Below are 26,680 nucleotides of genomic sequence, written 5' to 3' on the forward strand. Positions count from 1 at the left end.
TTGCAACACGCTCCTAACCGGTTCGCGGGACCGGTCCTGCGAGCCGTACGCTTGCCCGCATGATCGCCCGTATGTCGACCCTGTTCGTGCGGACCCTGCGTGAGGATCCCGCCGACGCCGAGGTCGCGAGCCACAAGCTGCTTGTCCGTGCCGGCTACATCCGCCGCGCCGCTCCGGGGATCTACTCGTGGCTGCCGCTGGGACTGCGCGTGCTCGGCAAGGTCGAGGGGATCATCCGCGAGGAGATGGCCGCGATCGGCGCCCAGGAGGTGCACTTCCCGGCGCTGCTGCCGCGCGAGCCCTACGAGGCGACCGGCCGCTGGACGGAGTACGGCGACGGCATCTTCCGGCTCAAGGACCGCAAGGAGGCCGACTATCTGCTCGGCCCCACGCACGAGGAGATGTTCACGCTCCTGGTCAAGGACCTCTACGGCTCCTACAAGGACCTGCCGCTGGCCATCTACCAGATCCAGACGAAGTACCGCGACGAGGCGCGTCCCCGTGCGGGGCTGCTGCGCGGTCGCGAGTTCATCATGAAGGACTCCTACTCCTTCGACTACACCGACGAGGGGCTGGCGGCGGCCTACGACGCCCACCGCGCGGCGTACGTCAAGGTCTTCGACCGCCTCGGGTTCGAGTACGTCATCGTCAAGGCCACCTCCGGCGCGATGGGCGGCTCGGCCTCCGAGGAGTTCCTGGCCGTTTCCGAGGCGGGCGAGGACACCTTCGTACGCTCGCCCGGCGGCTACGCCGCCAACGTCGAGGCGGTCACGACGCTGGCACCCGAGCCGCTCTCCTACGAGGACGTGCCGGCCGCTCACGCCGAGGACACTCCCGACACCCCGACGATCCAGACGCTCGTCGACCACCTCAACGAGGCGTTCCCGCGCGAGGACCGTCCCTGGGAGGCCGGCGACACGCTGAAGAACGTGCTGGTGACGCTGCGTCACCCCGACGGCACCGTCGAGCCGCTCGCCATCGGCCTGCCCGGTGACCGCGACGTCGACATCAAGCGCCTCGAGGGACAGCTGGAGCCGATCGAGGTCGAGCCCATGGACGACGTCGAGCTGAAGAAGCACGCCTCGCTCGTGAAGGGCTACATCGGACCCGAGGTGCTCGGCGAGAAGTCCGAGTCCGGGATCCGCTACCTGGTCGACCCGCGCGTGGTCACCGGCACCCGCTGGGTGACCGGCGCCAACGTCGACGGCAAGCACGTCATCGACCTGGTCGCCGGCCGCGACTTCACCCCCGACGGCACCATCGAGGCCGCCGAGGTCCGCGAGGGCGACCCGGCTCCCGACGGCTCCGGCCCGCTGACGCTGGCCCGCGGCATCGAGATGGGCCACGTCTTCCAGCTCGGCCGCAAGTACGCCGACGCGCTGGGGCTCCAGGTGCTCGACGAGAACGGCAAGCTCGTCACCGTCACCATGGGCTCCTACGGCATCGGCGTCACCCGCGCCGTGGCCGCCATCGCCGAGGGCACGCTCGACGAGATCGGTCTCGCCTGGCCCCGGAACGTCGCTCCGTACGACATCCACCTCGTCGCGACAGGCAAGGACGCCGCCGTCTTCGAGGCCGCCGAGAAGCTCGCGGGTGAGCTCGAGGCCGCCGGCATCGACGTGCTCTACGACGACCGCCCCAAGGTCTCGCCCGGCGTGAAGTTCAAGGACGCCGAGCTCATCGGCGTCCCGACCATCGTCACCGTCGGCAAGGGCCTGGTCGAGGGCAAGGTCGAGGTCAAGGACCGCAAGAGCGGCGAGAAGACCGAGGTCGCTCTCGCCGACGCTGTCGCCCACCTCACCGAGGTCGTCCGCGGCTGACATCACCGGAACTTCTCGGGTGTTTCCTGCACTTCTCGGGTGTTGCAACGCCAGAGAAGTGCAGGCATACCCGGTTAACCGGGGATTCCAACCGCCGGGAATGCGGCAAGATCGACCCCATGACGGGGGACAGGATTCTTGACCGTACGCTCGCATTGCGGGTGGCGAGTGCCGCGGAGGCGGCTGCGGGGATCGGGCCGGGGAAGACGGTGGCCTTCTCGGGGTTCGCCGGGGTCGGGCGACCGAAGGCCGTGCCCGAGGCACTGGGGCTGGTCCGGGAGTGGCCGGAGGGCGTCGACGTACGTCACTCGCGGGTCGCCCAGCACGCGGCCTCCGGGTTCTACGGCGCTCTCGACGTCGCGGTGGTCGAGGTGGCGGCGATCCTGCCCAACGGGCTGCTCGTCCCGGGGAGCAGCGTCGGCAACAACCAGACGTGGCTCGACGTCGCCGACGCCGTGATCCTCGAGGTCAACAGCTGGCATCCGCGCGGGCTCGAGGGCTTCCACGACATCCATCACGGCTCCCAGCTGCCGCCGGCGCGGGCGCCGATCCAGCTGACGACGCCGATGCAGCGGATCGGTGACCCCTTCCTGCTCGTCGATCCGGCCAAGGTCGTCGCCGTCGTCGAGACCGATCGCCCCGACCGAGGCTCACCGCCGCGCGTGATCGACGAGGAGAGCCGCGCGATAGCCGAGCTCGTCGTGGACTTCCTCCTCCATGAGGTACGCAACGGCCGCCTGCATCACAGCCTGCTCCCGCTCCACGCCGGTGCGGGTCCCGTCGCCGACGCGGTGCTCACCGGGCTCCAGGACGCCGAGCTCGAGCACCTGACGGCCTACACCGACACCCTCCGGGACGGTCTGCTCGACCTGCTCGACTCCGGGAAGCTGATCGGAGTCTCGGCCACGTCCTTCGGCCTCTCCGAGGCGGGCGCTCGCCGGTTCAACGACGACGTCCACCACTACAAGGGCCGAGTCCTGCTACGCCCGCAGGAGACTTCGAACCACCCCGAGGTCATCCGGCGGCTCGGCCTCATCGCGATCGACTCGATGGCCGAGGCCGACATCCACGGCAACGTGAACGCCCTCGGCGGCTCGGGTGACTTCGCGAGCAACGCCCACCTCAACATCTTCGCCGCCCCCTCCACCGCCGAGCGAGGCGCCGTCTCGCGCATCGTGCCGTTCGTCGGCCACGTCGACCACACCGCGCACGACGTGCAGGTCATCATCACCGAGCAGGGTGTGGCCGACCTGCGCGGCATCTCTCCCGCCGCCCGCGCGCGGCGGATCATCGATCACTGTGCCCATCCCGACTTCCGCGCGGAGCTCAACGATCTGGTCGGCTCGGCGCAGCTGTCCCGCTGAGAAATCACGGTGAGCCGGCCGGTGTCGCACCGCTAGGGTCGTGGCCATGGCGATCGACGCGGTGATCTTCGACTGGGGCGGCACGCTGACGAAGTGGCACGACATCGACTTCCACGCGGAGTCGCTGGCGCTCGCGCAGGCGGTGAGCGGTGCCTGCGACGACGACCACCCAGTCAACGCGACCAGGCTCCACCAGGCGGGAGAGACGATCTGGGCCCGCAGCCGCGACCACCAACAGAGCTCGACGATCGGCGACCTCTTCGACGAGGCCGGCCTCGAGCACGACCCGGACCTGCTCGACGCCTACTACGAGTTCTGGGAGCCACACACCCTGACCGACCCCGAGGTCGGGCCGCTGTGGGAGGCGCTCCGCGCCGACGGCGTACGCGTCGGGGTGCTGTCCAACACGATCTGGCCGCGTGCGTGGCACCGCGGGTTCTTCGAGCGCGACGGGGTGCTCGATCTGCTCGACGGGGACGTCTACACCTCCGAGGTTCCCTGGACGAAGCCCGCCGAAGAGGCCTTCCACGCGGCGATGGAGGCCGTGAAGGTCTCGGATCCGTCTCGATGCGTCTACGTGGGCGACAGGCTCTTCGACGATGTGTACGGTGCTCAGAAGGCCGGTCTGCGGGCGATCCACATCCCGCACAGCAACATCCCGAGCAGCCAGGTGGGGCACAGCGAGGGCTCGCCGGACGCCGTCGCGCAACGACTGAGCGACATACACCAGATCGTTCGCTCCTGGGAATGAGGCCGGGAAAAGTTGCAAGTTCTTGCAATGCGCTTTTGCGGGTCTGGGCCATCCTGAGCGGGGATTGCATACTTCTGCAAGAGAGGTTCAGCCCCAGGCGACTTCTCAGGCCTCGTGTCCAGGCCAAAACCTGGCCCGCGAGCCGCCCGGTCTCGGGAGACATCTCGGGAGTCTCCCGCGCCGGACGGTTCGCGGGCCATCTCGGCTTTTGAGGATCAGGTCCCCGGGAACGCCCGCGGTTTCGCGCCCAGATCGAGCTGGCGCGCGGCCGCCCGGCACAGCAGCTGGATGAGCAGCGTCCGGTCGGTGCCGGTCGCCTTCGGGGCCAGTGAGAGGTAGGTCGCGGTGGTGTCCTGCTCCAGCTGCAGCGCCGCGGCGCCGATGCCGGCCTCCGACCCGATCCGGCCGGGCAGGTCGTAGACGGCGGAGGGCGCGACCGGCTCGATCCCGGCGGCCACCACGTGCGCGGCCAGCGCCTCCCGGGCGTTCACGTGGTCGTCGTACGCATCGGTGAGCGCCCGCGCCAGAGCCGGCGAGGATGTCGCCGAGGTGCGCCCGCCGAGGGCGCCCAGGACGTAGATCGCGGAGTGCTCGACCGCGAGCGCCGCCTGGAGCGCTTCGGTCGAGGTCGATGTCGCGGTCGTCATGCCAGACCTCGTCCGTGCAGGAGCTGCTGCTGACCGGCGGCGGCTGAGGCGAGCAGCGTGATCAGCTGCGGGTCGGCCGCGCGTCCGGCCGCGGCGGTGAGTGTCGTGACCAGGGCGACCTGGCGTTCCTGCCAGCGCCCCTTCGCCGGCGCCGCGCTGACGCCCTTGGTCGGCGCCAGCGCCTCGATGTGCACACGATGGAGTTGCACGAACTCGGACGGGGCGCCCTTATCGGCGCCGAGGATCTCCGCGACCGTGGCGTCGATCACACTCTGGTCGGGGTTGGCGGGGGCCGGGGGAGTGCTCGGTGGAGGGGCTTTGACAGGATCCAGCATCTCCGAGGCCGAACACGCCGAGGCGGCCAGCGGGGCAACCACGGCGACACCTACGGCGGTGCGTCTCGAGAGCATCCGGAGGGCACGTGCGCTGGTCACGTGAGGAACCCTAACCACACCCGGCGGGAGTCGCGTCAGCGGCTTTCCAACACAGCCGCGCGCTGTTCGAGACGCCCGAGGCGTACAGGTATGGTGTGACCAGAAGTGCTGCGTGCTCGGAGGCGCATATAACAGGACCGGACAACAGGATGCAGGGGGAGATCGCGTTGAGTGCTGAGCGGAAGGACGCGATCGCGAGTGCCATCGAAAAGGCGCTCGCAGACCCGCTTCAGGCCCTGGGCTTCGATATCGAGGCCGTGGAGATCACGCCGGCCGGCAAGCGCCGGATCCTGCGGATCGCCGTCGACAAGGACGGTGGGATCACCCATGAGGAGGTCACCGAGGCAACCCGTGAGGTCAACCGGGTCCTCGACGAGTCCGACGTCATGGGCGAGCAGCCCTACACGCTCGAGGTGACCTCTCCCGGGGTCGACCGGCCGCTGACCCTGCCGCGCCACTGGCGCCGCAACAAGGGTCGCCTGGTCAAGGTCACCACCGCCGACGGCTCCGCGTTCACCGGACGGGTCAAGGAGTCCGACGAGGAGCGCGCGAGCCTCGAGGTGAGCGGCAAGCGCCGTGATGTGGCGTACGCGGACGTGAAGAAGGCGCTTGTGCAGATCGAGTTCAAGCGGATCGACGAGGGGGAGTAGGCCATGGACATCGATATGAGCATCCTGCGGATGCTGGAGCGGGAGCGGGAGATCTCGCTCGATGTGCTCGTCGAGGCGATCGAGCAGGGACTGCTGACCGCCTACCACAAGACCACCGGCGCCCAGACGAAGGCGCGGGTCGACCTGGACCGCAAGACCGGGCACGTACGCGTGCTGGCCGCCGAGGTCGACGACGAGGGCAACGTCGTCGGCGAGTACGACGACACGCCCGAGGGCTTCGGCCGGATCGCCGCCACCACCGCCAAGCAGATCGTGCTGCAGCGGCTGCGCGACGCCGAGGACGACGTGAAGTTCGGCGAGTTCTCCGGCAAGGAGGGCGACATCCTCTCCGGCGTCATCCAGCAGGGCCGCAACCCCGACGACGTGCTCGTCGACCTGGGCCGGCTCGAAGGCGTCATCCCGCTCTCCGAGCGCGTGCCGGGCGAGGACTACAGCCACGGGACGCGGATCAAGGCTCTCGTGGTCAGCGTGCGCAAGGGCATGCGTGGCCCGCAGATCACCCTCTCGCGCTCCCACCCCAACCTGGTCAAGAAGCTCTTCTCCTTCGAGGTGCCCGAGATCGCCGACGGCACCGTCGAGATCTCCGCGATCGCCCGTGAGGCCGGCCACCGCACCAAGATCGCGGTCAAGTCGACCGTCCCCGGCGTCAACGCCAAGGGCGCCTGCATCGGCCCGATGGGCCAGCGGGTCCGCCAGGTCATGTCCGAGCTGCAGGGCGAGAAGATCGACATCGTCGACTGGTCCGAGGACCCGAAGGTGCTCGTCGCCTCCGCGCTCTCGCCGGCCCGGGTCTCCTCGGTGCAGATCATCGACGAGGCGACCAAGTCGGCCCGTGTCGTGGTGCCGGACTATCAGCTCTCCCTGGCCATCGGCAAGGAGGGGCAGAACGCCCGCCTGGCCGCCCGCCTCACCGGCTGGCGCATCGACATCCGCTCCGACGAGGAGACCCCGGTCGCCTGAGCACCGCGGGTCACTAACCTGTGCGGCATGGCGAGCGTGCGTGAGACCACTCTGACCGACTCCGAGGGCGTCCTGCTGGAACCGGAGGGCGCCACGACCGGCGTACTCGTGCTCTCGGGGTCATCGGGACGGATCGAGACCGACCGGTGCCGGATGCTCGCCTCGCACGGGGTGGCTGCGGCGTCGATCCGCTACTTCGGTGGTCCCGGACAGCCGGGCGAGGCTCGGCTGATTCCGCTGGAGACGTTCGACGGCGTCCTCGCCGACCTCCACGCCCGCTACCAGCGGCTGGTGGTGCTCGGGACGTCCTGGGGCGCCCAGGCCGCGCTCCTGCTGGGCACCCTGCACCCTGAGATCGACGCGGTGGTCGGGATCTCCCCGACGTACGTCTCCTGGGCGGGGCTGAGCGACGAGCGGCCCCAGCGGTCCTCGTGGACGCTGCGGGGCGAGCAGGTGCCGTTCGTGCCGTTCGACGACGAGGCGACCGAGGAGGCGGTGAAGGAGGGCGACGGGGAGCTCCCGTCGTTCTGCGAGGCTTACCTCTCGGCCCTGGAGAAGTACGCCGACCGGGTGCCCGCCGCGACCATCCCGGTCGAGCGCATCGCCGGTGATGTCGTCCTGGTCGCCGGGGGAGGCGACGCGCTGTGGCCCTCCGTCCTCGCCGCCGAGGCGGTCCGGCGGCGGCGTACGGCCCACGACCTGGAGACGATCGTGGTCACCCATCCCGATGCCGGCCACCGGGTCGTGCTGCCCGGCGAGCCCGCGCTCCCGCTCAGCCAGCGGCTCGCGTGGGGTGGTTCGGAGGCGGTCGACCGCGAGCTCGGCCTGCGGGCCTGGCCGGAGATCGCCGCGATCTTGTGATCGCCGCCATCTGGTGAGGATGGGTCACGGAATAAGAACGACCTGTGCCCCGGTTTCGTCTACCGAACCCCGGAAGCGGTAGTGTTAAGGATCGGTGGCACGCCTCGAAGAAACTACGCAGAACGGACCTGTCCGTACGTGCGTTGGTTGCCGGAAGCGAGCCGCCAAGCGCGAGTTGTTGCGGGTGACCGCCGGCTCGGACCGCAACGGCCAGCTGGCCGTGGTGCCCGATCCGACAGCCACCGCACCCGGGCGTGGGGCGCATGTACACCCCACGCGTGAGTGTTACGAACTCGCGGTGCGCCGGAAGGCGTTCACCCGGGCCCTGTTCCCGAAAGGTAAGGGGCCCACGGGCGGGCTTTCCAGCGCACCGGTGGAGGACTACCTCGACACGCGCCCGACATCCACGACCGTCGCCGACGGTCAACTGACCAGGAACTGGAGCAAAAGCTCATGAGCACTCGATGAGTACTTCGCGATGAGCGTGTTCTACAACCATTAGTGGTCACAGTTTCACCCGGATCTCGGGTCTGTGGCCAGAAGGAGAAACGTGGCTAAGACCCGAGTCCACGAACTCGCCAAAGAGTTCGGAGTCGAGAGCAAGTTCGTTCTCGAGAAGTTCAAGGAGATGGGTGAGTTCGTCAAGTCGGCGAGCTCGACCGTCGAGCTCCCCGCGGAGATGCGTTTCCGCAAGGAGATCGGCCCCGGCCTGAAGGCCGGCGGCAAGGGTGGTTCCGCGTCCTCGGACGAGAAGGCCGCCCCCAAGCCCGGCCCCAAGCCGGCAGCTCCGAGGCCCGCGGCCCCCAAGAAGGCTGCGGACACGGCGCCCGAGAAGCCTGCCGAGGCGCCTGCGGCGTCCAAGCCGGCTGCGCCCAAGCCCGGCCCGAAGCCCCCGGCCAAGAAGGCCGAGGCTCCGCCGGTCGCCCCTGCGGCGTCCGCTGCTCCGGCCGCTCCCAAGCCCAGCCCGAACGCGCCGACCGGCGACCGTCGCTCGGCCGCTCCCAAGCCGGGTGCGCCCCGGCCTGGTGCGCCGAAGCCCGGCGCTCGTCCGCAGACCCCTGCGGCTCGCGGTGGCGCGGGTGGCGCCGGCGGCGCCGGTGCCGGTCGTCCCGGACCGCGTCCGGTCGGCAAGCCCGGCGCTCCGCGCCCGGGCAACAACCCGTTCTCCTCCAACCAGGGCATGGGGCGTCCGCGTCCCGGCGGCCAGGGTGGAGGCCAGGGTCAAGGTGGCCAGGGCGGTGCCCCGGCCGGCGGCGACCAGCGTCCGCCGCGTCCTGCTGCTGCCCGTGAGGGCGGCCAGGCAGGTGGCCGTCCCGGCATGCCGCGTCCCAACCCGGCGATGATGCCGAAGTCCCCGGCCGCGTTCGGTGCCCGTCCTGGTGGCGGTCCCGGTGGCCGTGCCGGTGCTCCGGGTCGTCCCGGTGGCGGCGGTGGTCGTGCTGGTGCTCCGGGTCGTCCCGGTGGCGGCGGCGGTGCCGGTCGTCCCGGTGGCGGCGGCTTCGGCGGCGGTCCCGGTGGCGGTCGCCCCGGTGCCGGTCGTCCCGGTGGTCGCGGAACGACCCAGGGTGCCTTCGGTCGCCCGGGTGGTCCCTCGCGCCGTGGCCGGAAGTCGAAGCGGGCGCGTCGCCAGGAGTTCGAGGCCATGGAGGCCCCGACCATCGGCGGCATCCGCGTACGCAAGGGCAACGGCGAGACCGTACGTCTCGCCCGTGGCGCCTCGCTGACCGACTTCGCCGAGAAGATCAACGTCGACCCGGCTCAGCTGGTGCAGATGCTGTTCGGCCTCGGTGAGATGGTCACCGCGACCGAGTCCGTCAACGACGAGACCCTCGAGCTGCTCGGTGAGGAGCTCAACTACATCGTCCAGGTCGTCTCCCCCGAGGACGAGGACCGCGAGCTGCTGGAGTCCTTCGACATCGAGCTCGGCGACGAGGGCGACGAGTCCGACTGGACGGTCCGACCGCCGGTCGTCACCGTCATGGGTCACGTCGACCACGGTAAGACCAAGCTGCTCGACGCCATCCGTGACGCCAACGTCATCGAGGGCGAGGCCGGTGGCATCACCCAGCACATCGGTGCCTACCAGGTCTCGACCGAGGTCGACGGCAACGAGCGCAAGATCACCTTCATCGACACCCCGGGTCACGAGGCGTTCACCGCCATGCGTGCCCGCGGTTCGCAGTCCTCGGACCTCGCGATCCTCGTGGTCGCGGCCGATGACGGTGTGATGCCGCAGACCATCGAGGCGCTCAACCACGCCAAGGCGGCCGGTGTCCCGATCGTGGTCGCGATCAACAAGATCGACAAGCCGGAGGCGGACCCGACCAAGGTCCGTGGCCAGCTGACCGAGTACGGCCTCATCCCCGAGGAGTACGGCGGCGACACGATGTTCGTCGAGATCTCGGCGAAGTCGCGGATCAACATCGAGGGCCTTCTCGAGGCCGTCGTTCTGACTGCCGACGCCTCGCTCGACCTGCAGGCCAACGCCAGCCAGGACGCGCAGGGCATCGTGATCGAGGCTCACCTCGACCGCGGTCGCGGCCCCGTCGCGACCATCCTGGTCCAGCGCGGCACGCTGCGCGTGGGTGAGTCCATCGTCGCCGGTCCGGCCCACGGCCGTGTCCGCGCGATGATCGACGAGTACGGTCACGAGATCACCGAGGCGACTCCGTCGCGTCCGGCGATGGTCCTGGGTCTCTCGGCGGTGCCGGGTGCCGGTCAGAGCTTCCTGGTCGTCGAGGACGACCGCATGGCTCGCCAGATCGCCGAGAAGCGCGAGGCACGCGAGCGTGCCGCGCAGCAGGCCAAGCGCCGCGTACGCCGCACGCTGGAGGACTTCATGGCCTCCATGGAGAAGGGCGAGAGCCAGGAGCTCAACCTCATCCTCAAGGGCGACGTGTCCGGTTCGGTCGAGGCGCTCGAGGACGCACTGGCCAAGATCGACGTGGGTGGCGACGAGGTCTCCATCCGGGTCATCGACCGCGGTGTCGGTGCGATCACCGAGACCAACGTCGACCTGGCTGCTGCCTCCGACGCGATCATCATCGGCTTCAACGTCCGCCCGCAGGGCAAGGCGACGGAGCTGGCCGATCGCGAGGGTGTCGAGATCCGCTACTACTCGGTCATCTACCAGGCGATCGAGGAGATCGAGGCGGCCCTCAAGGGCATGCTCAAGCCGGAGTACGAGGAGAAGGTCCTCGGCAAGGCGGAGATCCGTGCGATCTTCCGCTCGTCGAAGGCCGGAAACATCGCCGGTTGTATGGTCACCGAGGGCCTCATCCGCCGCAACGCCAAGGTTCGAGTCCTGCGCGACGGCGCCGTGGCGGCCGACAACCTCGACCTGGCCTCGCTGCGCCGCGAGAAGGACGACGCCTCCGAGGTCCGCGAGGGCTTCGAGTGCGGTCTGGTCCTGAAGAACTTCCAGGACATCAAGGAAGGCGACATCATCGAAGCCTTCGAGATGGTGGAGATTCCCCGGGGCTGACCCCAGCCCCTGCCGAGTCGGCGCATCTTGACGAAAAGATGCGCCGACTCGGCGCGTTCTCACCGAAAATGACGCCGAGTCGGCTCGTCATGACGAGCCGACTCGGCGGACTTCTCGGTCAGTTTGCGCCGACTCGGCGCTTTTTTGAGAGAGTTTGAGATATGAGCAGCCCTCGCGTACGCCGCATTGCTGACCGGATCAAGGTGATCGTCGCCCAGATGCTGGAGCGGCGGATCAAGGATCCGCGGATCGGGTTCGTCACCGTCACCGACGTGCGCGTCACCGGCGACAGTCAGCAGGCCACGATCTTCTACACGGTGCTCGGCGCCGACTCGGAGGCGGAGCTGGCCGGCACGGCCGCCGCGCTGGAGTCGGCCAAGGGGCTGATCCGCTCCGAGGTCGCCAAGCAGCTCGGCACCCGCACCGCGCCGACGCTGGAGTTCATCCACGACGCGCTGCCGGAGACCGCCCGCCACCTCGACGACGTGCTCGCGCGCGCCAAGGCACAGGACGACGCGGTCGCCGCTGCGCGCGGGGAGACCTACGCCGGCGAGCCGGACCCCTACAAGAAGCCCCGCGACGCCGAGGACGACTGGGACGAGGACGACGAGGAGTGAGCTCTCCTGTCGCCGGGCTCGTCATCGTCGACAAGCCCGCCGGGGTCACCTCCCACGACGTCGTCGCGCGCGTACGCCGCCTGGCCGGCACCCGCAAGGTCGGACATGCCGGCACCCTGGATCCGATGGCCACCGGCGTACTGGTGCTGGGGGTCGAGCGGGCCACCCGGCTCCTCGGTCACCTGATGCTGACCGAGAAGTCCTATGACGCGACCGTGCGTCTGGGGATCTCGACCACCACCGACGACGCCGAGGGCGAGGTCGTCGCCGAGACGACCGCGAGCGGTCTGACCGAGGACGAGGTACGCAGCGCCTTCGCCACCCAGGTCGGCGACATCCTCCAGGTGCCGACCGCGGTGTCGGCGATCAAGGTCGACGGCAAGCGCGCCTACCAACGCGTACGCGACGGGGAGCAGGTCGAGCTGAAGGCGCGACCGGTCACGGTGCACGAGCTCACCGTCGGTGAGCTCCGGAGCGAGGGCGACGTGGTCGACGTCGACATCTCCGTGCGCTGCTCCTCCGGCACCTACATCCGGGCGATCGCCCGCGACGTCGGCGCGGCGCTCGGGGTCGGTGGACATCTGACGATGCTGCGTCGCACCGCGGTCGGACCGTACGACCTCGCGGCCGCGAAGACGCTCGACGAGCTCGCCGACGAGTTCGGTGTGCTGGGGCTCAGCGACGCGGCCAGGGCCGCCTTCCCGGCGTACGACCTCTCCGAGGAGCAGGCGCAGGACGTCCGCTACGGGCGCAAGCTCGGGCTCGGGCTCGACGGGCTGACCGCCGTCTTCGCCCCCGACGGGGAGTTCCTGGCGCTCTACGAGCCGGTCGGAGCGCAGAGTGCCAAGGCGGCAGCCGTCTTCGTGGGGTGAACCACCACGGGCCCGCGAGCCCGGTGGGCGGTAAAGCCTGCGAGGATGATGCTCTTGTGGAGCAGAACGGATCGGCCGAGACGCTACGGCTCACTGACGCGTGGTTCCGGCGCAACGGGCTCACCTACTTCGTTCCGGAGGAGCGCGATGCGGTGCGAGCGGCGATGCGGCCGCGGCGTACGGTTCGGATCGGTCTGGTAGTCGTGATAGTCGCAGTGGCGGCAGGGGTCGCGCTGGCGTGGGTGACCGGCGACGTCGGCGCCGGGCCGGCGTTGCTGCTGACCCTCGGCGGGGCCGCGGCCGGGTGGTATGCGCTGACCGCGATGCGGTTCCGCCCGATCCTCACCTGGGCGGTGGGACGTACCTTCGGATCACTGCCACGGCTGCTGCCGATGGCCCTGCGTGCGCTGCCCCTGCTGCTGCTCTTCATCACGTTCCTCTTCATCAACGCCGAGGTCTGGGAGATGTCGGCGAACCTCGACGCGGGCGCGTTGTGGCTGGTGACGCTGTTGTTCGGTGGGTCAGCGGTGGCGTTCCTCCTGGTCCGACTGCCCGAGGAGGTCGACCGGATCGACGACGACGTGGACGCCGAGTTCCTCCTCCGCACCTGCGCGCGCACGCCGCTGGAGACCGCGTGCGCAGAGCTCGTCGAGGGCGCCCGCGACGGCAAGAGCACCGACCCGGCGGAGTTCGCCCATGTGTCCGGTTATGAGCGCTGGAACCTGGTGCTCGCGCTGCTGGTCATCCAGGCCACCCAGGTGCTGCTGATCGCGTTCGCGGTCTTCGCGTTCTTCCTGGTCTTCGGGGCGATCGTGATGACCGACGGCGTCCAGATGGGCTGGACTGGGCAGGAGTCCCTGCACAACCTGTCCTGGCTGCCCAACGTGTCGGGTGAGCTGGTCAAGGTGGCGCTGTTCCTCTCCGCCTTCTCCTCGCTCTACGTCACGGTCTCGACGGTCACCGACGAGATCTACCGCGAGCAGTTCTTTGGCACGGTGCTGCGTGAGATCGAACGAGCGGTCGGGATGCGCGCGGTCTATCTCGCTCTCCGCGCCCGCCAGTCGGCCCAGGTCCGATCCCAGTGAGCAACCACCGATATTCTGTCCGGGTGTTGTGGCGAAGTCTCAGTGAGGTGCCATCCGGTCTGGGCCGTACGGCCGTCGTGATCGGCAACTTCGACGGCGTCCATCTCGGGCACCAGCATGTGCTGCGCCGGGGGCGCGAGGTGGCGGACGCCAAGGACCTCACCCTGGTGGCGGTCACCTTCGACCCGCACCCGATGGCGGTGCTGCGGCCCGAGCACGCCCCCGGTGTGCTCACCACGATGGAGGAGCGCGCCGAGCTCCTGCTGGCGGCCGGTGCCGACGCCGTGCTCGCGCTGCCGTTCGACATGGAGATGGCCAACTGGTCACCCGACGACTTCGCCCAGCGCGTGCTGGTCGACGCGCTGCACGCAGAGGCGTGCGTGGTCGGCGCCAACTTCCGCTACGGCTGCAAGGCCGCCGGTGACGTGGCCGACCTGGTCGCCTACGGCAAGATCCACGACTTCTCCGCCGAGGGGATCCCGCTCGACGGCGGGCCCCAGGTGTGGTCCTCGACCTACATCCGTACGTGTCTGGCGACCGGTGACGTCACCGGCGCCGCCGAGGCGCTCGGCCGTCCCTACTCGGTCCGCGGGGTCGTCGTGAAGGGCGACCAGCGTGGCCGCGAGCTCGGCTTCCCGACGGCCAACGTGCCCACCGACTCGCTGACCGCGGTGCCGCCCGACGGCATCTACGCGGGCTGGCTGACGAGGCGCGACACCGGCGAGCGGTTCCCCGCCGCCATCTCGGTCGGCACGAACCCCACCTTCGAGGGCGTGGTCGGTCGCCGGGTCGAGTCCTACGTGCTCGACCGCGACGACCTGGAGCTCTACGGCGTCGAGGTCGAGGTCGCCTTCGTGGAGCGGCTGCGCGGCATGGTCGCCTTCGAGGGGATCGACGCACTCGTCGAGCAGATGCGCGCCGACGTGGTGCGGGCACGCGCCATCCTTCAGCAGAGTCTTACCGAGCCGTAGACCCCGCGGCCTGTTCAGCAGGGTCCAGGTGCGGTTGAATTGTTGGCTATGGATCCCCACCCCACCCCAACGTCCGCCTACGAGACCGAGGTCGAGGCCGAGCGCCCCCGCGGCGGCATCCCGGCCTTCCTCAACGCGGTCCTGGTCACCGGTGGCCTCTGGGTCCTGCAGTTCCTCTCCGGCTCCGCCCCGTTCTCGACCTGGATGGAGGAGAACGGCACCGACTCGGCCGGCTGGGTGGCCGCGCTGCTCGGCGACCGGCTCACCTACTTCGGCGACGGCTCCTTCAGCGGCCTCTTCTCCGGCGACGACCTGGTGAACTCCGCCGTCCTCACCGGCACCGTCTTCGTGCTCACTTGGCTGTTGACCTGGCTCGGCACCATCGGCATCTGGCCGCGGGCGTTCTGGCCGGTGTTCCTCGGCTGCTGGTTCGCCGCGATCGTCGCCACCGCCGCCGGACAGGTGGCCGGGAGCCTCTACTCCTACCTCGCCGGCAACTCGGCGTCGTTCGTGGCGACGCTCGGCGAAGCGCTCGAGTCGGGTGCTGCGTACGGACTGACCTACGGGTGGGCGACCGGCTTCCTGATCGCGCTGATCTGGCTCGCGGTGCCGGGCAAGAGCGACGAGGTGGAGGAGTACACGCCGATGTCCTCGCTCATCTCCGGCGGATCCGGCGGCCCTGGTGGCCCCGCGGGCCCCGGTGGGCCCGGTGGACCCGGCGGCCCCGGGAGAGCGCCGGGTGGCTACGGCCAGCAGCTGCGCGCCAGCGTCGCGGTGCCGACCGCCCAGACCCGCCTCGCGCCCGCCTCGCCGTCGGGGCGGCCCGTTCAGCCCGTCCAGGTACGCACCTTCACCGGCCCCGTCCGGGGCTCCGGGCCGGCCGGCGACACGGCCGCCTGGAAGGACTTCGTCCGCGACGTACGCGGCCGGTCCTAGCCGAGCCCGTTCCAGCGCCGGGTTCCGGGCCGGCTCCTCGACGTCGCTGAGCTCTTCGGCGACGCGCGGTGCAATGCTCTGGCAAGTAGTGCGCACTGCGTAGTAGTGTGCGAAGCATGGATACCACCCAACTGCTCAAAGGGGTGCTCGACCTGACCGTCCTGGCCGTTGTCGACGGCGAGGACGCGTACGGCTATGACATCGTCCGCAAGCTCCGCGACAGCGGGCTCACGGACGTCGGCGACGCTTCGGTCTACGGCACCCTGCGGCGGCTGTACGCCGCGGGCGCCCTGACGTCCTACGTCGTCCCGTCGGAGTCGGGTCCGCACCGTAAGTACTACGGCATCACACCTGCCGGTCAAGGCCAGCTCAAGCAGCAGAGCGAGGACTGGTCCCACTTCTCCACCACCGTCACCGAGATCCTCCGAGGGGCAAGCGCATGACGACCACAGATGCCGAGCCGAACGTCGCGCCGGAGGTGCGGCTCTTCCTGGCTCGCGTACGCCGCGAGCTCGACGACCTCGACCCGGAGGTGCTCAGCGACATCACCGACGGGCTCGAGGCCGACTTCACCGAGCTGGTCGAGGAGCGCGGTCCCGATGCGCTCGGGGACCCGGTCGAGTACGCCAAGGAGCTGCGGGCCGCGGCGGGCATCCCGGTAGGCGTGAAGGCGCCTCGGGGGTTCGCGGAGCGTGTCGACGGGCTCCTGGACGCCGGCCACGACCGCTTCGACGCGGCGGTCGCCAAGCTCGGGGAGCTGCTGCGTACGGACCTGGGGCCGGTGGTCGCCTGGCTGCGGCCGCTGTGGTGGATCGTGCGTGCCTGGGCGGCCGTCTGGCTGGTCTCGGTGTTCCTCAGCTGGCAGATGTCGAGCGCCCCGGCGGTGGTGTTGCTCATCGTCGCCGTGGCGATCAGCATGTTCGTCGGCGCCGGCCGGGTCTGGCCCGGTGGCGAGCGGGGGACCGCCGCACGTGTCGTGCTCCTGGGGCTGAACGCCTTGGCCGCCTTCGTGCTCTTCCTGTGCTGGGCGTCCTGGGGCGGGGGAGGGAGCGAGTACGACCGCGGCTGGAGCGACGGCTTCAACGAGGCCGGTGCCGGCGGCGGCTACGGCGCGCCGATCGACGAGCAGGCCGGGATCTACTCCGACGGGAGATGGGTCAGCAACATCTACCCGTACGACGCCGCGGGCAAGCCGCTGACCGGCGTCCAGCTCTTCGACCAGGAGGGAAAGCCGATCGACGTCGTCACCCAGCCCGACTGCACCTCGACGAGCGCCGCGCCGCTCCCGCCGGTCATCGGCGACGAGCTCGACATGGCCGAGGTCGTCTGCACCGACGAGATGACCGGTGAGCCGCTGCAGCCACGGATCTTCTACCCGTGGTCCAACGGTGCCGCGCAGCTCTACAACGTCTTCCCGCTGCCCAGCCGGGTCCAGCCGGACACCGCGCTCGACCCGAACGCGTTCGCGGACGGGAGCGAGAACGCGCCGGCGATCCAGGAGCCGCCGCTGGCGACCGTACCGAAGGTGTCGCTGCCCGGCGTGACCACGAGCTCGCCGAGCGCATCTCCGAGCGCGTCCGCGGGTACCAATGTCAGGCCATGACCCGACCTGATGCAACCGATCCTGGTTCTCCAGCGTCGATCCAGATGGCGGAGAGACGAGGTGAGGGTGATGAAGCTGTGGTGGAGGTTGCGCCGGCTGGTGGCGCGCCTGGTGCTCGTGGCGTGATCCGGCGGCGATTCGGGGCGTACGCCGGCTCGCTGTTAATCTTCTCGGGTTGTCGACCCATGGGGGTCGGCGGCTCAAGCCGTGAAATCGGCCGCGGACCAAGAGTGCCCCGGTGAACAGGCCCGGGCGCGCCGCGCAACGAGTAGGCCTACGGGCCGGAAGGGAGCCTTCGCATGGCAGTTGGAACTGACGCGGAGACCAAGAAGAAGATCATCGCCGAGTACGCCACGACCGAGGGTGACACCGGCTCGCCGGAGGTGCAGATCGCGCTGCTGTCGCACCGCATCTCCCACCTGACCGACCACCTCAAGGAGCACAAGCACGACCACCACAGCCGTCGTGGTCTGCTGCTGCTCGTCGGCCAGCGCCGCCGCCTTCTCAACTACCTTCAGAAGAAGGACATCGAGCGCTACCGCTCGATCATCGAGAAGCTCGGCCTTCGTCGTTGATCTCCTGATCTTCGTAAGCGGCGGGCCGCCCCCACACCGGGGGCGGCCCGTTCGCCTGTTTTAGGGAAGGTTGGGCCCGCAGCGGGGTTCTTGGGGCGATTCTGATCGATCTCGGATGAATCAGGCGCAGTGTTGAGACCGTGCATCGACAGATTGCGGGCAAACTGACCGGGCCGAAGACCAAGTACGTCGTGGTGGTGTTCTGGCTGCTCGCCGTGGTCGCCCTCGGCGGGTTCGCCGGGAAGCTGACCGAGGTGCAGAACAACGAGGCCAGCTCGTGGCTGCCGGAGTCGGCGGAGTCGACCCGCGGCTTCGACAAGATGAGCCCCTTCCAGGACCCCAACGCGATCCCCACCACGCTCGTCTACACCTCGACCACCACCACCGGAGCCGACCTCGCCGCGGTCGCCTCGAGCGACATCGCCGAGCTCAGTGGTCTCGACGGGGTCGAGGGCGAGATCGAGCCGCCGCTGTTGTCCGAGGACGGCGAGGTCGCCCAGCTCACCGTGACCTTCGACCTCGGTTCCGACGGCTGGAACAAGATGCCCGACCTCGTCGACGAGGTCCGCGGGATCGCCGACCACGACGGCGTACGGCTGCACGTCACCGGCCAGGGTGGCTCCGCGGCCGACGCGGCGGAGGCGTTCGGCGGCATCGACACGACGCTGCTGCTGGCTGCGCTCGCGGTGGTCGTGATCATCTTGCTGTTCGTCTATCGCAGCCCGGTGCTGTGGCTCTTCCCGATCGTCTCGGTGGTGGTCGGCCTGGGCGTGACGATGGGCCTGGTCTACTTCCTGGCGAAGGAGGCAGGGCTGACCGTCAACGGCCAGAGCCAGGCCATCTTGAGCATCCTGGCGATCGGTGCCGGCACCGACTACGCCCTGCTGCTGGTCTCGCGCTACCGCGAGGAGCTGCGCAACTTCGAGGACCGTCACGACGCGATGGCGCATGCCCTGCACCGTGCCGCTCCGGCGATCCTCGCCAGCGCCGTGACCGTCGCCCTGGCCATGCTCTGCCTGACCTTCGCGGAGATGAACTCGACCTCGGGGATGGGGCCGGTCGTGGCCGTCGGGATCGGGGTGACCTATCTGGTGATGGTCACCCTGCTGCCCGCCCTGCTGGTCATCTGCGGCCGCTGGGTCTTCTGGCCGAAGCGTCCGGCGTACGGGTCGGTGGATCCGACCGACACCGGACTGTGGGCGAGGGTCGGCCGGATGGTCTCGGTCCGGCCGCGCAGGGTCTGGGTGGTGACGACCGGTATTCTGCTCCTCGCCTGCCTCGGCCTGTTCCGGCTCGACGCCAACGGGCTGGCATCGGACGAGACCTACACCAAGGAGTTCGACTCGATCACCGGCCAGCAGGTGCTGATCGACCACGAGATGGCCGACCAGTCCAACCAGCTGCTCGTGGTCGCCGACGCGGCGGCGCAGGAGCAGGTGCAGCAGGCGCTCGACGGCGTCGACGGGCTGGTGCCCACCGCGACCCCGGCGGGGGAGATGGTGAGCTTCCCGCTCGGTCCGCCGCAGGACGGCGTCGTCGCGATCGCAGCGGTGGTGGACGCGGACGTGACCTCGCCCGAGGCGTACGACATCGTGGCCGCCGCACGGGCGGAGGTGCAGGAGGTGGACGGCTCGAGCGCGCTGGTCACCGGGACCTCGGCGATGATGTTCGACACCCTCGAGGCCAGTCAGCGCGACAACCTGGTGATCATCCCGATCGTCCTGCTGGTCGTGCTGCTGGTGTTGATGGTGCTCCTGCGGGCGCTGGTCGCCCCGCTGATCCTGCTCGGCACCGTGATCCTGTCGTTCGGGGCGGCACTCGGCATCTCCGTGCTGCTCTTCGAGTTCGTCTTCGGCTTCGCCGGCACGGATCCGGGGTTCCCCCTGTTCGCGTTCGTGTTCCTGGTCGCGCTGGGCATCGACTACAACATCTTCCTGATGACCAGGGTGCGTGAGGAGTCGCAGGTCCTCGGCACCCGGGCAGGGGCGCTCGTCGGCCTGACCTCGACCGGTGGCGTGATCACCTCGGCGGGCGTCGTCCTCGCCGCGACGTTCCTGGTGCTCGGCTCGCTGCCGATGGTCTTCCTGGCCGAGATCGGGGTGACCGTCGCGCTGGGGGTCATGCTCGACACGATGATCGTCCGGTCGATCCTGGTCACCGCCATCAACCTCGATGCCGGCGATCGGATCTGGTGGCCGAGCCGTCTGGCGAAACCTAAACAAGAGTAAGTTGCTCATGTTAATATCTCGGCATGACGTCCCCAGGTCTGAACCGACGCACCTTCCTCACCACCGCGGCGCTCGGGGCGGCAGCTGTGGGCGCCACCCAGGTCACTGACTCGGTGACGGCCAGTGCCGCTGCGGGTGCTCCAGCGATCCTCAAGCCGCTGCCCGTCGAGCGGTTCATCGACTACGGCACCAACGCCGAGACCCGCTGGGACTCGGTCGACCCGCGCCGCTACCTGACCCCGCAGGCCGACCTCTTCGTGCGCAACCACACCGCGACCCCGCGGATCGACCCGGAGACGTACGAGCTGGAGATCTTCGGGGACGGGCTGCGCGACCCGGCCGGTGTCCGGCTCACTCTTGACGACCTCAAGGCCTTCCGGCACGTCGAGACGACCTCGGTGCACGAGTGCACCGGGAACGGCCGCAGCTTCTTCGTCACCCAGCAGGGTCAGGAGGTCAGCGGCACCCGGTGGACGCTGGGCGCGGTGGGTGCGGTCCGCTGGAAGGGCGTACGCCTGGCCGACGTCCTGACCGCCGTCGGCATCCGTCAGGATGCGCTCTCGGTGCAGGCGAGCGGGCTCGACGCCAGCTACGTGGACAAGGGTGTCGACTACGGCCGGGTGCGGCGCCCGTTCCCGATCGAGAAGGCCTTCGACGACGCCCTGCTCGTCTGGGGCGCCAACGGTGAGGACCTGCTGCCCGACCACGGCTTCCCGCTGCGGCTGCTGCTGCCCGGCTGGATCGGCATCGCGAGCATCAAGTGGCTCGGCTCGCTGGAGGTGGCCACGAGCGTGCTGACCTCGCCGTGGGACACGAAGTGGTACAACGTCGACGGCCCGCTCACCGTCAACCCGGTCCGCTCCGCCCTCGAGCTCGAGTGGAACGCCGAGCTCCCGGCCGGGGACAGGATCGTGCTGAGCGGCCGCGCCTGGTCCGGCAAGGCGCCGATCGCGCGGGTCGAGATCAGCACCGACGGGGGAGCGACCTGGGCGCGGGCGGTTCCGCACGCCCCGGGCCGTCCGACCGGCGGCCATGGCCTCGGCTGGGCGCAGTGGGACCACACCTGGCGCAACCCCGAGCCGGGGGCGTACGAGATTCTCGTCCGTGCCACCGACCGGGCCGGCCGCACCCAGCCCGACGTCGCCGCCCACAATCCCGGCGGCTACCTCTTCGACGCCGTCGTACGCCACCCCGTCACCGTCGTGTGATGCCCCGCCGGGGGCACGCGCGTGCCTCCGTTCCGCATTTCGGGCAGGGGACGGATAGGCTGAGCGATGAGTGCTAGCGCCAGCCGCGCGGGCACTCGGAAAATGGAACACATCACCAGGAGCGGCCCGCCCGTCCGGCTCGGTCCTCGGTAGTGATTCCCAGGTCCGTCGCGGACCTGAGGGTCTCGATCGAAGACCGGCCCCGTGCACAACGAGTGCACATGCCCGGCGCGGGGGCGCTCCGAGACCTAGACAAGGACGAATCCTTGACTGAACCAGTCATCACTGCCGTCGAGACGACCATCGACAACGGCAAGTTCGGCACCCGCACCGTCAAGTTCGAGACCGGGCTGCTCGCCCGGCAGGCCGCGGGTTCCGTGACCGCCTACCTCGACGACGAGACGATGCTGCTCTCGGCGACCACCGCCTCCAAGCAGCCGAAGGACCACTTCGACTTCTTCCCGCTCACCATCGACGTCGAGGAGCGGATGTACGCCGCGGGCAAGATCCCCGGCTCCTTCTTCCGCTCCGAGGGCCGCCCGGGCGAGGACGCGATCCTCACCTGCCGCCTGATCGACCGCCCGCTGCGCCCGACCTTCAAGAAGGGTCTGCGCAACGAGGTCCAGGTCGTCATCACCGTCATGGCGCTCGACCCCGACCAGCCCTACGACGTGCTCGCGATCAACGCCGCGTCGATGTCCACCCAGCTCTCCGGCCTGCCGTTCTCCGGCCCGGTCGGCGGCGTGCGCGTCGCCCTGATCGAGGGCCAGTGGGTCGCCTTCCCGACCCACAGCCAGCTCGAGAACGCCGTCTTCGACATGGTCGTCGCCGGCCGCGTCACCGACACCGGCGACGTCGCCATCATGATGGTCGAGGCCGAGTCCACCGAGAAGACCTGGGACCTGGTCCAGTCCGGCCACCAGGCGCCGACCGAGCCGATCGTGGCCGGTGGCCTGGACGCCGCCAAGCCGTTCATCAAGCAGCTGGTCGAGGCGCAGGCCGAGCTGGCCAAGCAGGCCGCCAAGCCGGTGCAGGACTACCCGGTCTTCCTGGACTACCAGGACGACGTCTACGAGGCCGTCGAGGCCACCGTGGGTGCCGACGTCACCGACCTCTACAGCGTCAAGGGCTCGCGCGAGCGCGTCCTGACCAAGCTGGAGCGCGAGGAGGAGGGCGACCGGATCAAGGTCGCCCTGCTCGAGAAGCTCGGCGCCCAGTTCGAGGGTCGCGAGGGCGAGATCGGTGCGGCGTACAAGGCCATCACCAAGAAGGCCATCCGCACCCAGGTCCTGCGCGACAAGGTCCGCATCGACGGTCGTGGCCTGGCCGACATCCGTCCGCTGCACTCCGAGGTCGGCGTGATCCCGCGGGTCCACGGCTCGGCGCTCTTCGAGCGCGGCGAGACCCAGATCCTGGGTGTCACCACCCTCGACATGCTCAAGATGGAGCAGCAGCTCGACACGCTCTCCCCGGAGAAGCACCGTCGCTACATGCACAAGTACATCTTCCCGCCGTTCTCCACCGGTGAGACCGGCCGCGTGGGCTCGCCCAAGCGTCGCGAGGTCGGCCACGGTGCGCTCGCCCGCCGCGCGCTCCTGCCGGTGCTCCCGAGCCGCGAGGAGTTCCCCTACGCGATCCGCCAGCTCTCCGAGGCGATGGGCTCCAACGGCTCCACCTCGATGGGCTCGGTCTGCGCCTCGACGATGTCGCTGCTCAACGCCGGTGTCCCGCTCAAGGCTCCGGTCGCCGGCATCGCGATGGGTCTGATCTCCGGTGAGATCGACGGCGAGACGAAGTATGTCGCGCTGACCGACATCCTTGGTGCCGAGGACGCCTTCGGCGACATGGACTTCAAGGTCGCCGGCACCGCGGAGTTCGTGACCGCTCTGCAGCTCGACACCAAGCTCGACGGCATCCCGGCCGAGGTCCTCGCCCAGGCCCTCAACCAGGCCAAGGACGCGCGTACGACCATCCTGGACGTCATGCACGAGGCCATCGGCGGTGTCGAGGAGATGGCTCCGACCGCTCCGCGGATCATCACCGTGAAGGTCCCCGTGGACAAGATCGGCGAGCTGATCGGGCCCAAGGGCAAGGTCATCAACCAGATCCAGGACGACACCGGTGCCCAGATCTCCATCGAGGACGACGGCACGGTGCTCATCGGCGCGACCGACGGCGGCGCGGCCGAGGCCGCCCGTGCCGCGGTCAACGCGATCGCCAACCCGACCATGCCCGAGGTCGGCGAGCGCTACCTCGGCACGGTCGTGAAGACGACCAACTTCGGCGCGTTCGTCGCCCTGCTCCCGGGCAAGGACGGCCTGCTCCACATCACCAAGCTGCGCGCCCTCAACGGCGGCAAGCGGGTCGAGTCGGTGGAGGACGTCGTCGAGGTCGGCCAGAAGATCCAGGTCGAGATCGCCGAGATCGACGACCGCGGCAAGCTCTCGCTGGCCCCGGTGCTCGAGGAGGAGGCTCCTTCCGAGGACGCTCCTGCGGAGACCGCCACCGAGGCCGCAGACGAGGAGTGACCTTGGCGTCACGCACCACCCGGGGGACCGGTCGACACGCAGGTGTCGGCCGGTCCTCCGGCTATAACCAGGAGCCCGGCACCACCGTCACGCTCGAGCAGACCGAGGTCAACGGCGCGGTGACATCGCTCGTCCGCCGCACGGTCCATCCCTCGGGCCTGCGGATCGTGACCGAGCAGATGGCCGGGGTCCGCTCGGCCGCCATCGGCGTCTTCATCGGCGTCGGTTCCCGGGACGAGACCGCGCGTCAGCACGGCTGCTCCCACTTCCTCGAGCACCTGCTGTTCAAGGGCACCCCGTCGCGTACGGCCCTGGAGATCTCCTCCTCGATGGACCGCGTCGGCGGAGAGTTCAACGCCTACACCGCCAAGGAGTACACGTGCTTCCACGCGCGGGTGCTCGACGTCGACCTGCCGCTGGCGATCGACGTCGTGGGCGACATGCTGACCTCCTCGCTGATCACGGAGGAGGACGTGGAGGCCGAGCGTGACGTGATCCTCGACGAGATCGCGATGCACGACGACGACCCCGACGACGTGATCCACAACCTCGTCTCCGCGCAGGCGTGGGGCGCCGAGACACCGCTCGGGCGCGGCATCGCCGGCACGGAGTCCTCGATCACCGCGCTGACCCGCGAGGAGATCAACGACTTCTACCAGGCGCACTACGTGGCGCCCAGGATGGTCGTCTCGGTCGCCGGCAACCTCGACCACGACGAGGTCGTGGCGATGGTGGAGAAGGCGTTCTCCGGCTCGGGCTTCCTGCGGGGATCGGCCGCGCCGGTGCCTCCGCGGGAGGGATCGCCGCTCGAGGTCGCTCCCGGCGAGGTCAGCGCCCAGCGGCCGCTGGAGCAGGTCAACGTCATCCTCGCCCGTGAGGGTCTGCAGCGTGGAGACGACCGTCGCTTCGCCTTCGAGGTGGTCAACACCGCCGTCGGCGGCGCGACCTCATCACGGCTCTTCCAGGAGGTCCGCGAACACCGGGGCCTGGCCTACTCGGTCTACTCCTACGCCTACAGCCACGCCGAGACGGGTCTCTTCGGGGTCCAGGTCGGCTGCCTACCGGCCAAGCTAGACGAGGTCCTCGAGGTCGTACGCTCCGAGCTGGCCGCCGTCGCCCGCGACGGCATAACCGCCGAGGAGCTCGAGCTCGGCAAGGGCCAGCTGCGCGGTGGCCTCGTGCTGGGCCTGGAGGACTCCGCCTCCCGGATGTCCCGTATCGGCCGCGCCGAGCTGGTCCACCGCGAGCTCTACTCGATCGACGAGGTGCTGGCACGGATCGACGCAGTCACTCTGGACGAGTGCCGTGAGGTGGCCGCCGAGATCCTCACCCGGCCGGAGATCCTGGCGGTAGTGGGACCGGCCTGACGCCGAGTCGGCGCGTTCTGACCGGACATTCGGCCGAGTCGGCTCGTCATGACGAGCCGACTCCGCGCTTCGCGCGGTTACTCCTTCACTCGGCGCGAGCGGACGAGCAAGCTCGCCGCTCGACCTCGCTCCAGTCGTCTCGGCGAGGTCTGGGTCAGCGCTTGCCGATGATCCCGACGGCGGCGGGGACCTTGGAGTCGACGATGGAGACGCGGAACCCGGCGTCGGCCAGGGCCTTGCTCGACTTCTCGATGATCTCGGGGACCTGCTCGCGCTGGGTGGCCTCGTAGAAGAGGTTGACCGTGCCGCCGGGGAGCACGCGCTCGTGGAGCAGCGCGATCTCGGCGGATGCGTCACGCACCCAGAACAGGTTGACGTTGAACGCGAACACCTTCGTCAGCCGCTTGACCGGGACCCGCAGCGTCGCGAGGTCGATCTGGCGAACCGTGAGGCGTCCTGCCTCCAGGTACTTCGCGCAGCGTCGCTTCGTACGATCGACACCCGACTCCGAGCGATCGATCGCAAATAGCTTTCCGGTCTCCAGCCGGCTACAGATCAGCTCGGCACCAGCCCCCGGGCCACAGCCGATCTCAAGGACATGATCGTTCGGTTGAATGTCCATGAAATCAACGGCCCAACGGATCCGAGCAGGGATCGTCTGCACCACCATGGGTCCAAGACTGCCAGATCCTCCTACGGTTCCGCTCACAGCCCCTTCGACAAGCTCTGAACAAGCCTCGCGATTTGTTCACCGGATGGTGGTGGATCGTTGCTGGAGCGTGATCTATAGGGTGTGGCCTCATGACTAAGGTGGCTGTTCTCGGTGCACGTGGCAAGCTCGGTTCGGCGGTCTGCGAGGCCGTCGAGTCCGCCGACGACCTGGAGCTCGTCGCCAGGATCGGTCGCGACGACGAGCTCTCGGTGATCACCGACGCCGGTGCCGAGGTCGCCGTCGACGTCACCACGCTCGAGGCGGTGATGGGCAATGCGGAGTTCTGCCTGTCCCATGGCGTGCACACGGTGATCGGCACCTCGGGCTTCGGGCCCGACCGCGTCGAGCAGCTTGAGACCTGGCTGGCGAAGACCCCGGGCGTCGGCGCGATGGTGGTGCCCAACTTCTCGGTCGGCGCGGTGCTGATGATGCGGTTCGCCGAGCTCGCCGCGGCCCACTTCCCGTCGGTGGAGATCGTCGAGACCCACCACGAGCGGAAGGCCGACGCTCCTTCGGGTACGGCACGCAGGACCGCCGAGCTCGTCGCTGCGGCGCGTCGCGAGGCCGGGGTGGACCCGGCGCCCGACGCGACCACCTCGGCCCTCGACGGGGCCCGTGGGGCCTCTGTGGACGGCATCCCGGTCCACTCCCTGCGCATGTCCGGATCGGTCGCCCACCAGGAGGTCATCCTCGGCGGTGTCGGCGAGCTCCTGACCATCCGTCACGACTCGCTCTCGCACGCCTCCTTCGCCCACGGCGTACTCGCCGCGATCCGCGGCATCGGCTCGCGGCCCGGGCTCACGATCGGCCTGGAGGACGTCCTCGGCCTCTGACCCCGAGTCCGCACCTGTGGATGCCGAGAATGCAGTTGTGGGGGGGGGGGGGGGGGGGGGGGGGTGGGGGGCGGGCGGGGGGGGGGGGGGGGGGGGGGGGGGGGGGGGGGGGGGGGGCCCCGGGGGGCGGGGGGGGGGGGGGCGGGGGCCCCG

The 26,680-nt window shown here is 69.6% G+C and carries 24 protein-coding genes; 21 read left to right on the forward strand and 3 right to left on the reverse strand.

Annotation, left to right across the window (positions count from 1 at the left end):
• Window positions 1-59: 59 nt before the first annotated feature.
• From ACIO3S_RS22970 to ACIO3S_RS22980, 3 genes are all read left to right on the forward strand, one after another.
• Window positions 60-1,820, forward strand: coding sequence for a proline--tRNA ligase (locus ACIO3S_RS22970; RefSeq protein WP_400468001.1), 1,761 nt, complete (start codon window positions 60-62; stop codon window positions 1,818-1,820).
• 119 nt (window positions 1,821-1,939) lie between these two features.
• Complete coding sequence (locus ACIO3S_RS22975) at window positions 1,940-3,184, forward strand: acetyl-CoA hydrolase/transferase C-terminal domain-containing protein (protein WP_400468002.1); 1,245 nt, start codon at window positions 1,940-1,942, stop codon at window positions 3,182-3,184.
• Between the two features lie 46 nt (window positions 3,185-3,230).
• Window positions 3,231-3,935 carry an HAD family hydrolase gene (locus ACIO3S_RS22980; RefSeq protein ID WP_400468003.1) on the forward strand — a complete coding sequence of 235 codons (705 nt, stop codon included), beginning with the start codon at window positions 3,231-3,233 and terminating at the stop codon, window positions 3,933-3,935.
• A 215-nt stretch (window positions 3,936-4,150) separates the two neighbouring features.
• On the opposite strand, the gene ACIO3S_RS22985 is transcribed toward ACIO3S_RS22980, so the two are convergent.
• Together ACIO3S_RS22985 and ACIO3S_RS22990 are read right to left on the reverse strand one after the other, a co-directional pair.
• Window positions 4,151-4,582: a DUF4439 domain-containing protein gene (locus ACIO3S_RS22985; protein WP_400468004.1), complete on the reverse strand. Its 432-nt coding sequence runs from the start codon at window positions 4,580-4,582 to the stop codon at window positions 4,151-4,153.
• Window positions 4,579-5,016, reverse strand: coding sequence for a hypothetical protein (locus ACIO3S_RS22990; protein WP_400468005.1), 438 nt, complete (start codon window positions 5,014-5,016; stop codon window positions 4,579-4,581). The genes ACIO3S_RS22985 and ACIO3S_RS22990 overlap by 4 nt, the downstream gene beginning before the upstream one ends.
• A gap of 167 nt (window positions 5,017-5,183) precedes the next feature.
• On the opposite strand from ACIO3S_RS22990, the gene rimP reads away from it, so the two are divergent.
• The 17 genes from rimP (at window position 5,184) to ACIO3S_RS23075 (ending at window position 24,982) form a co-directional block, all read left to right on the forward strand.
• Window positions 5,184-5,666: a ribosome maturation factor RimP gene (rimP, locus tag ACIO3S_RS22995; RefSeq protein ID WP_355018014.1), complete on the forward strand. Its 483-nt coding sequence runs from the start codon at window positions 5,184-5,186 to the stop codon at window positions 5,664-5,666.
• A 3-nt stretch (window positions 5,667-5,669) separates the two neighbouring features.
• Entirely contained in the window at window positions 5,670-6,647 is a 978-nt protein-coding gene (gene nusA / locus ACIO3S_RS23000) for a transcription termination factor NusA (RefSeq protein ID WP_160024427.1), read from the forward strand.
• Window positions 6,648-6,674: 27 nt separating this feature from the next.
• Window positions 6,675-7,508, forward strand: a complete 834-nt coding sequence (locus tag ACIO3S_RS23005) for an alpha/beta fold hydrolase (protein ID WP_400468006.1) — start codon at window positions 6,675-6,677, stop codon at window positions 7,506-7,508.
• A 94-nt stretch (window positions 7,509-7,602) separates the two neighbouring features.
• A complete protein-coding gene (locus ACIO3S_RS23010; protein ID WP_400468007.1) occupies window positions 7,603-7,965 on the forward strand; it encodes a YlxR family protein in 363 nt (120 codons plus the stop codon).
• Between the two features lie 93 nt (window positions 7,966-8,058).
• Window positions 8,059-10,992, forward strand: coding sequence for a translation initiation factor IF-2 (gene infB / locus ACIO3S_RS23015; protein WP_400468008.1), 2,934 nt, complete (start codon window positions 8,059-8,061; stop codon window positions 10,990-10,992).
• Window positions 10,993-11,153: 161 nt separating this feature from the next.
• Window positions 11,154-11,609 carry a 30S ribosome-binding factor RbfA gene (rbfA, locus tag ACIO3S_RS23020; RefSeq protein WP_400468009.1) on the forward strand — a complete coding sequence of 152 codons (456 nt, stop codon included), beginning with the start codon at window positions 11,154-11,156 and terminating at the stop codon, window positions 11,607-11,609.
• Window positions 11,606-12,481, forward strand: a complete 876-nt coding sequence (gene truB, locus ACIO3S_RS23025) for a tRNA pseudouridine(55) synthase TruB (RefSeq protein WP_400468010.1) — start codon at window positions 11,606-11,608, stop codon at window positions 12,479-12,481. The genes rbfA and truB overlap by 4 nt, the downstream gene beginning before the upstream one ends.
• Before the next feature lie 56 nt (window positions 12,482-12,537).
• Window positions 12,538-13,566 (forward strand): hypothetical protein, encoded by a 1,029-nt coding sequence (locus ACIO3S_RS23030; RefSeq protein WP_400468011.1) that lies wholly within the window; start codon window positions 12,538-12,540, stop codon window positions 13,564-13,566.
• A gap of 26 nt (window positions 13,567-13,592) precedes the next feature.
• Complete coding sequence (locus ACIO3S_RS23035; RefSeq protein ID WP_400468455.1) at window positions 13,593-14,537, forward strand: bifunctional riboflavin kinase/FAD synthetase; 945 nt, start codon at window positions 13,593-13,595, stop codon at window positions 14,535-14,537.
• Window positions 14,538-14,585: 48 nt separating this feature from the next.
• Entirely contained in the window at window positions 14,586-15,473 is an 888-nt protein-coding gene (locus tag ACIO3S_RS23040) for a hypothetical protein (protein ID WP_400468012.1), read from the forward strand.
• Window positions 15,474-15,589: 116 nt separating this feature from the next.
• Window positions 15,590-15,916, forward strand: coding sequence for a PadR family transcriptional regulator (locus ACIO3S_RS23045; RefSeq protein ID WP_045548854.1), 327 nt, complete (start codon window positions 15,590-15,592; stop codon window positions 15,914-15,916).
• Window positions 15,913-17,076 (forward strand): hypothetical protein, encoded by a 1,164-nt coding sequence (locus tag ACIO3S_RS23050; RefSeq protein ID WP_400468013.1) that lies wholly within the window; start codon window positions 15,913-15,915, stop codon window positions 17,074-17,076. Before ACIO3S_RS23045 ends, ACIO3S_RS23050 begins: the two co-directional genes overlap by 4 nt.
• Window positions 17,077-17,375: 299 nt before the next feature.
• Window positions 17,376-17,651, forward strand: a complete 276-nt coding sequence (rpsO, locus tag ACIO3S_RS23055; protein WP_008363208.1) for a 30S ribosomal protein S15 — start codon at window positions 17,376-17,378, stop codon at window positions 17,649-17,651.
• A 140-nt stretch (window positions 17,652-17,791) separates the two neighbouring features.
• Window positions 17,792-19,879 carry an MMPL family transporter gene (locus tag ACIO3S_RS23060; RefSeq protein ID WP_400468014.1) on the forward strand — a complete coding sequence of 696 codons (2,088 nt, stop codon included), beginning with the start codon at window positions 17,792-17,794 and terminating at the stop codon, window positions 19,877-19,879.
• 23 nt (window positions 19,880-19,902) lie between these two features.
• Window positions 19,903-21,087 (forward strand): molybdopterin-dependent oxidoreductase, encoded by a 1,185-nt coding sequence (locus tag ACIO3S_RS23065; protein WP_400468015.1) that lies wholly within the window; start codon window positions 19,903-19,905, stop codon window positions 21,085-21,087.
• A gap of 266 nt (window positions 21,088-21,353) precedes the next feature.
• Window positions 21,354-23,615, forward strand: a complete 2,262-nt coding sequence (locus ACIO3S_RS23070) for a polyribonucleotide nucleotidyltransferase (protein ID WP_400468016.1) — start codon at window positions 21,354-21,356, stop codon at window positions 23,613-23,615.
• Window positions 23,612-24,982: a M16 family metallopeptidase gene (locus tag ACIO3S_RS23075; protein WP_400468017.1), complete on the forward strand. Its 1,371-nt coding sequence runs from the start codon at window positions 23,612-23,614 to the stop codon at window positions 24,980-24,982. The genes ACIO3S_RS23070 and ACIO3S_RS23075 overlap by 4 nt, the downstream gene beginning before the upstream one ends.
• Before the next feature lie 154 nt (window positions 24,983-25,136).
• On the opposite strand, the gene ACIO3S_RS23080 is transcribed toward ACIO3S_RS23075, so the two are convergent.
• Window positions 25,137-25,604, reverse strand: a complete 468-nt coding sequence (locus tag ACIO3S_RS23080) for a class I SAM-dependent methyltransferase (RefSeq protein WP_336738557.1) — start codon at window positions 25,602-25,604, stop codon at window positions 25,137-25,139.
• A gap of 179 nt (window positions 25,605-25,783) precedes the next feature.
• Between ACIO3S_RS23080 and dapB the strand changes: the two genes are divergently transcribed.
• On the forward strand, window positions 25,784-26,527 hold the full coding sequence (dapB, locus tag ACIO3S_RS23085; RefSeq protein ID WP_400468018.1) for a 4-hydroxy-tetrahydrodipicolinate reductase: 744 nt from the start codon (window positions 25,784-25,786) through the stop codon (window positions 26,525-26,527).
• The last annotated feature ends 153 nt before the right edge of the window (window positions 26,528-26,680 follow it).

Source organism: Nocardioides sp. NPDC087217 (assembly GCF_044744805.1).
Taxonomy (GTDB): Bacteria; Actinomycetota; Actinomycetes; order Propionibacteriales; family Nocardioidaceae; genus Nocardioides.

Excerpts from the sequence above, each read along its gene's own strand:
- ACIO3S_RS22970 (WP_400468001.1), top strand. The coding sequence starts at position 60 with ATGATCGCCCGTATGTCGACCCTGTTCGTGCGGACCCTGCGTGAGGAT.
- ACIO3S_RS22975 (WP_400468002.1), top strand. The coding sequence starts at position 1,940 with ATGACGGGGGACAGGATTCTTGACCGTACGCTCGCATTGCGGGTGGCG.
- ACIO3S_RS22980 (WP_400468003.1), top strand. The coding sequence starts at position 3,231 with ATGGCGATCGACGCGGTGATCTTCGACTGGGGCGGCACGCTGACGAAG.
- ACIO3S_RS22985 (WP_400468004.1), bottom strand. The coding sequence starts at position 4,582 with ATGACGACCGCGACATCGACCTCGACCGAAGCGCTCCAGGCGGCGCTC.
- nusA (WP_160024427.1), top strand. The coding sequence starts at position 5,670 with ATGGACATCGATATGAGCATCCTGCGGATGCTGGAGCGGGAGCGGGAG.
- ACIO3S_RS23005 (WP_400468006.1), top strand. The coding sequence starts at position 6,675 with ATGGCGAGCGTGCGTGAGACCACTCTGACCGACTCCGAGGGCGTCCTG.
- rbfA (WP_400468009.1), top strand. The coding sequence starts at position 11,154 with ATGAGCAGCCCTCGCGTACGCCGCATTGCTGACCGGATCAAGGTGATC.
- ACIO3S_RS23040 (WP_400468012.1), top strand. The coding sequence starts at position 14,586 with ATGGATCCCCACCCCACCCCAACGTCCGCCTACGAGACCGAGGTCGAG.
- ACIO3S_RS23045 (WP_045548854.1), top strand. The coding sequence starts at position 15,590 with ATGGATACCACCCAACTGCTCAAAGGGGTGCTCGACCTGACCGTCCTG.
- ACIO3S_RS23050 (WP_400468013.1), top strand. The coding sequence starts at position 15,913 with ATGACGACCACAGATGCCGAGCCGAACGTCGCGCCGGAGGTGCGGCTC.
- rpsO (WP_008363208.1), top strand. The coding sequence starts at position 17,376 with ATGGCAGTTGGAACTGACGCGGAGACCAAGAAGAAGATCATCGCCGAG.
- ACIO3S_RS23065 (WP_400468015.1), top strand. The coding sequence starts at position 19,903 with ATGACGTCCCCAGGTCTGAACCGACGCACCTTCCTCACCACCGCGGCG.
- ACIO3S_RS23080 (WP_336738557.1), bottom strand. The coding sequence starts at position 25,604 with ATGGACATTCAACCGAACGATCATGTCCTTGAGATCGGCTGTGGCCCG.
- dapB (WP_400468018.1), top strand. The coding sequence starts at position 25,784 with ATGACTAAGGTGGCTGTTCTCGGTGCACGTGGCAAGCTCGGTTCGGCG.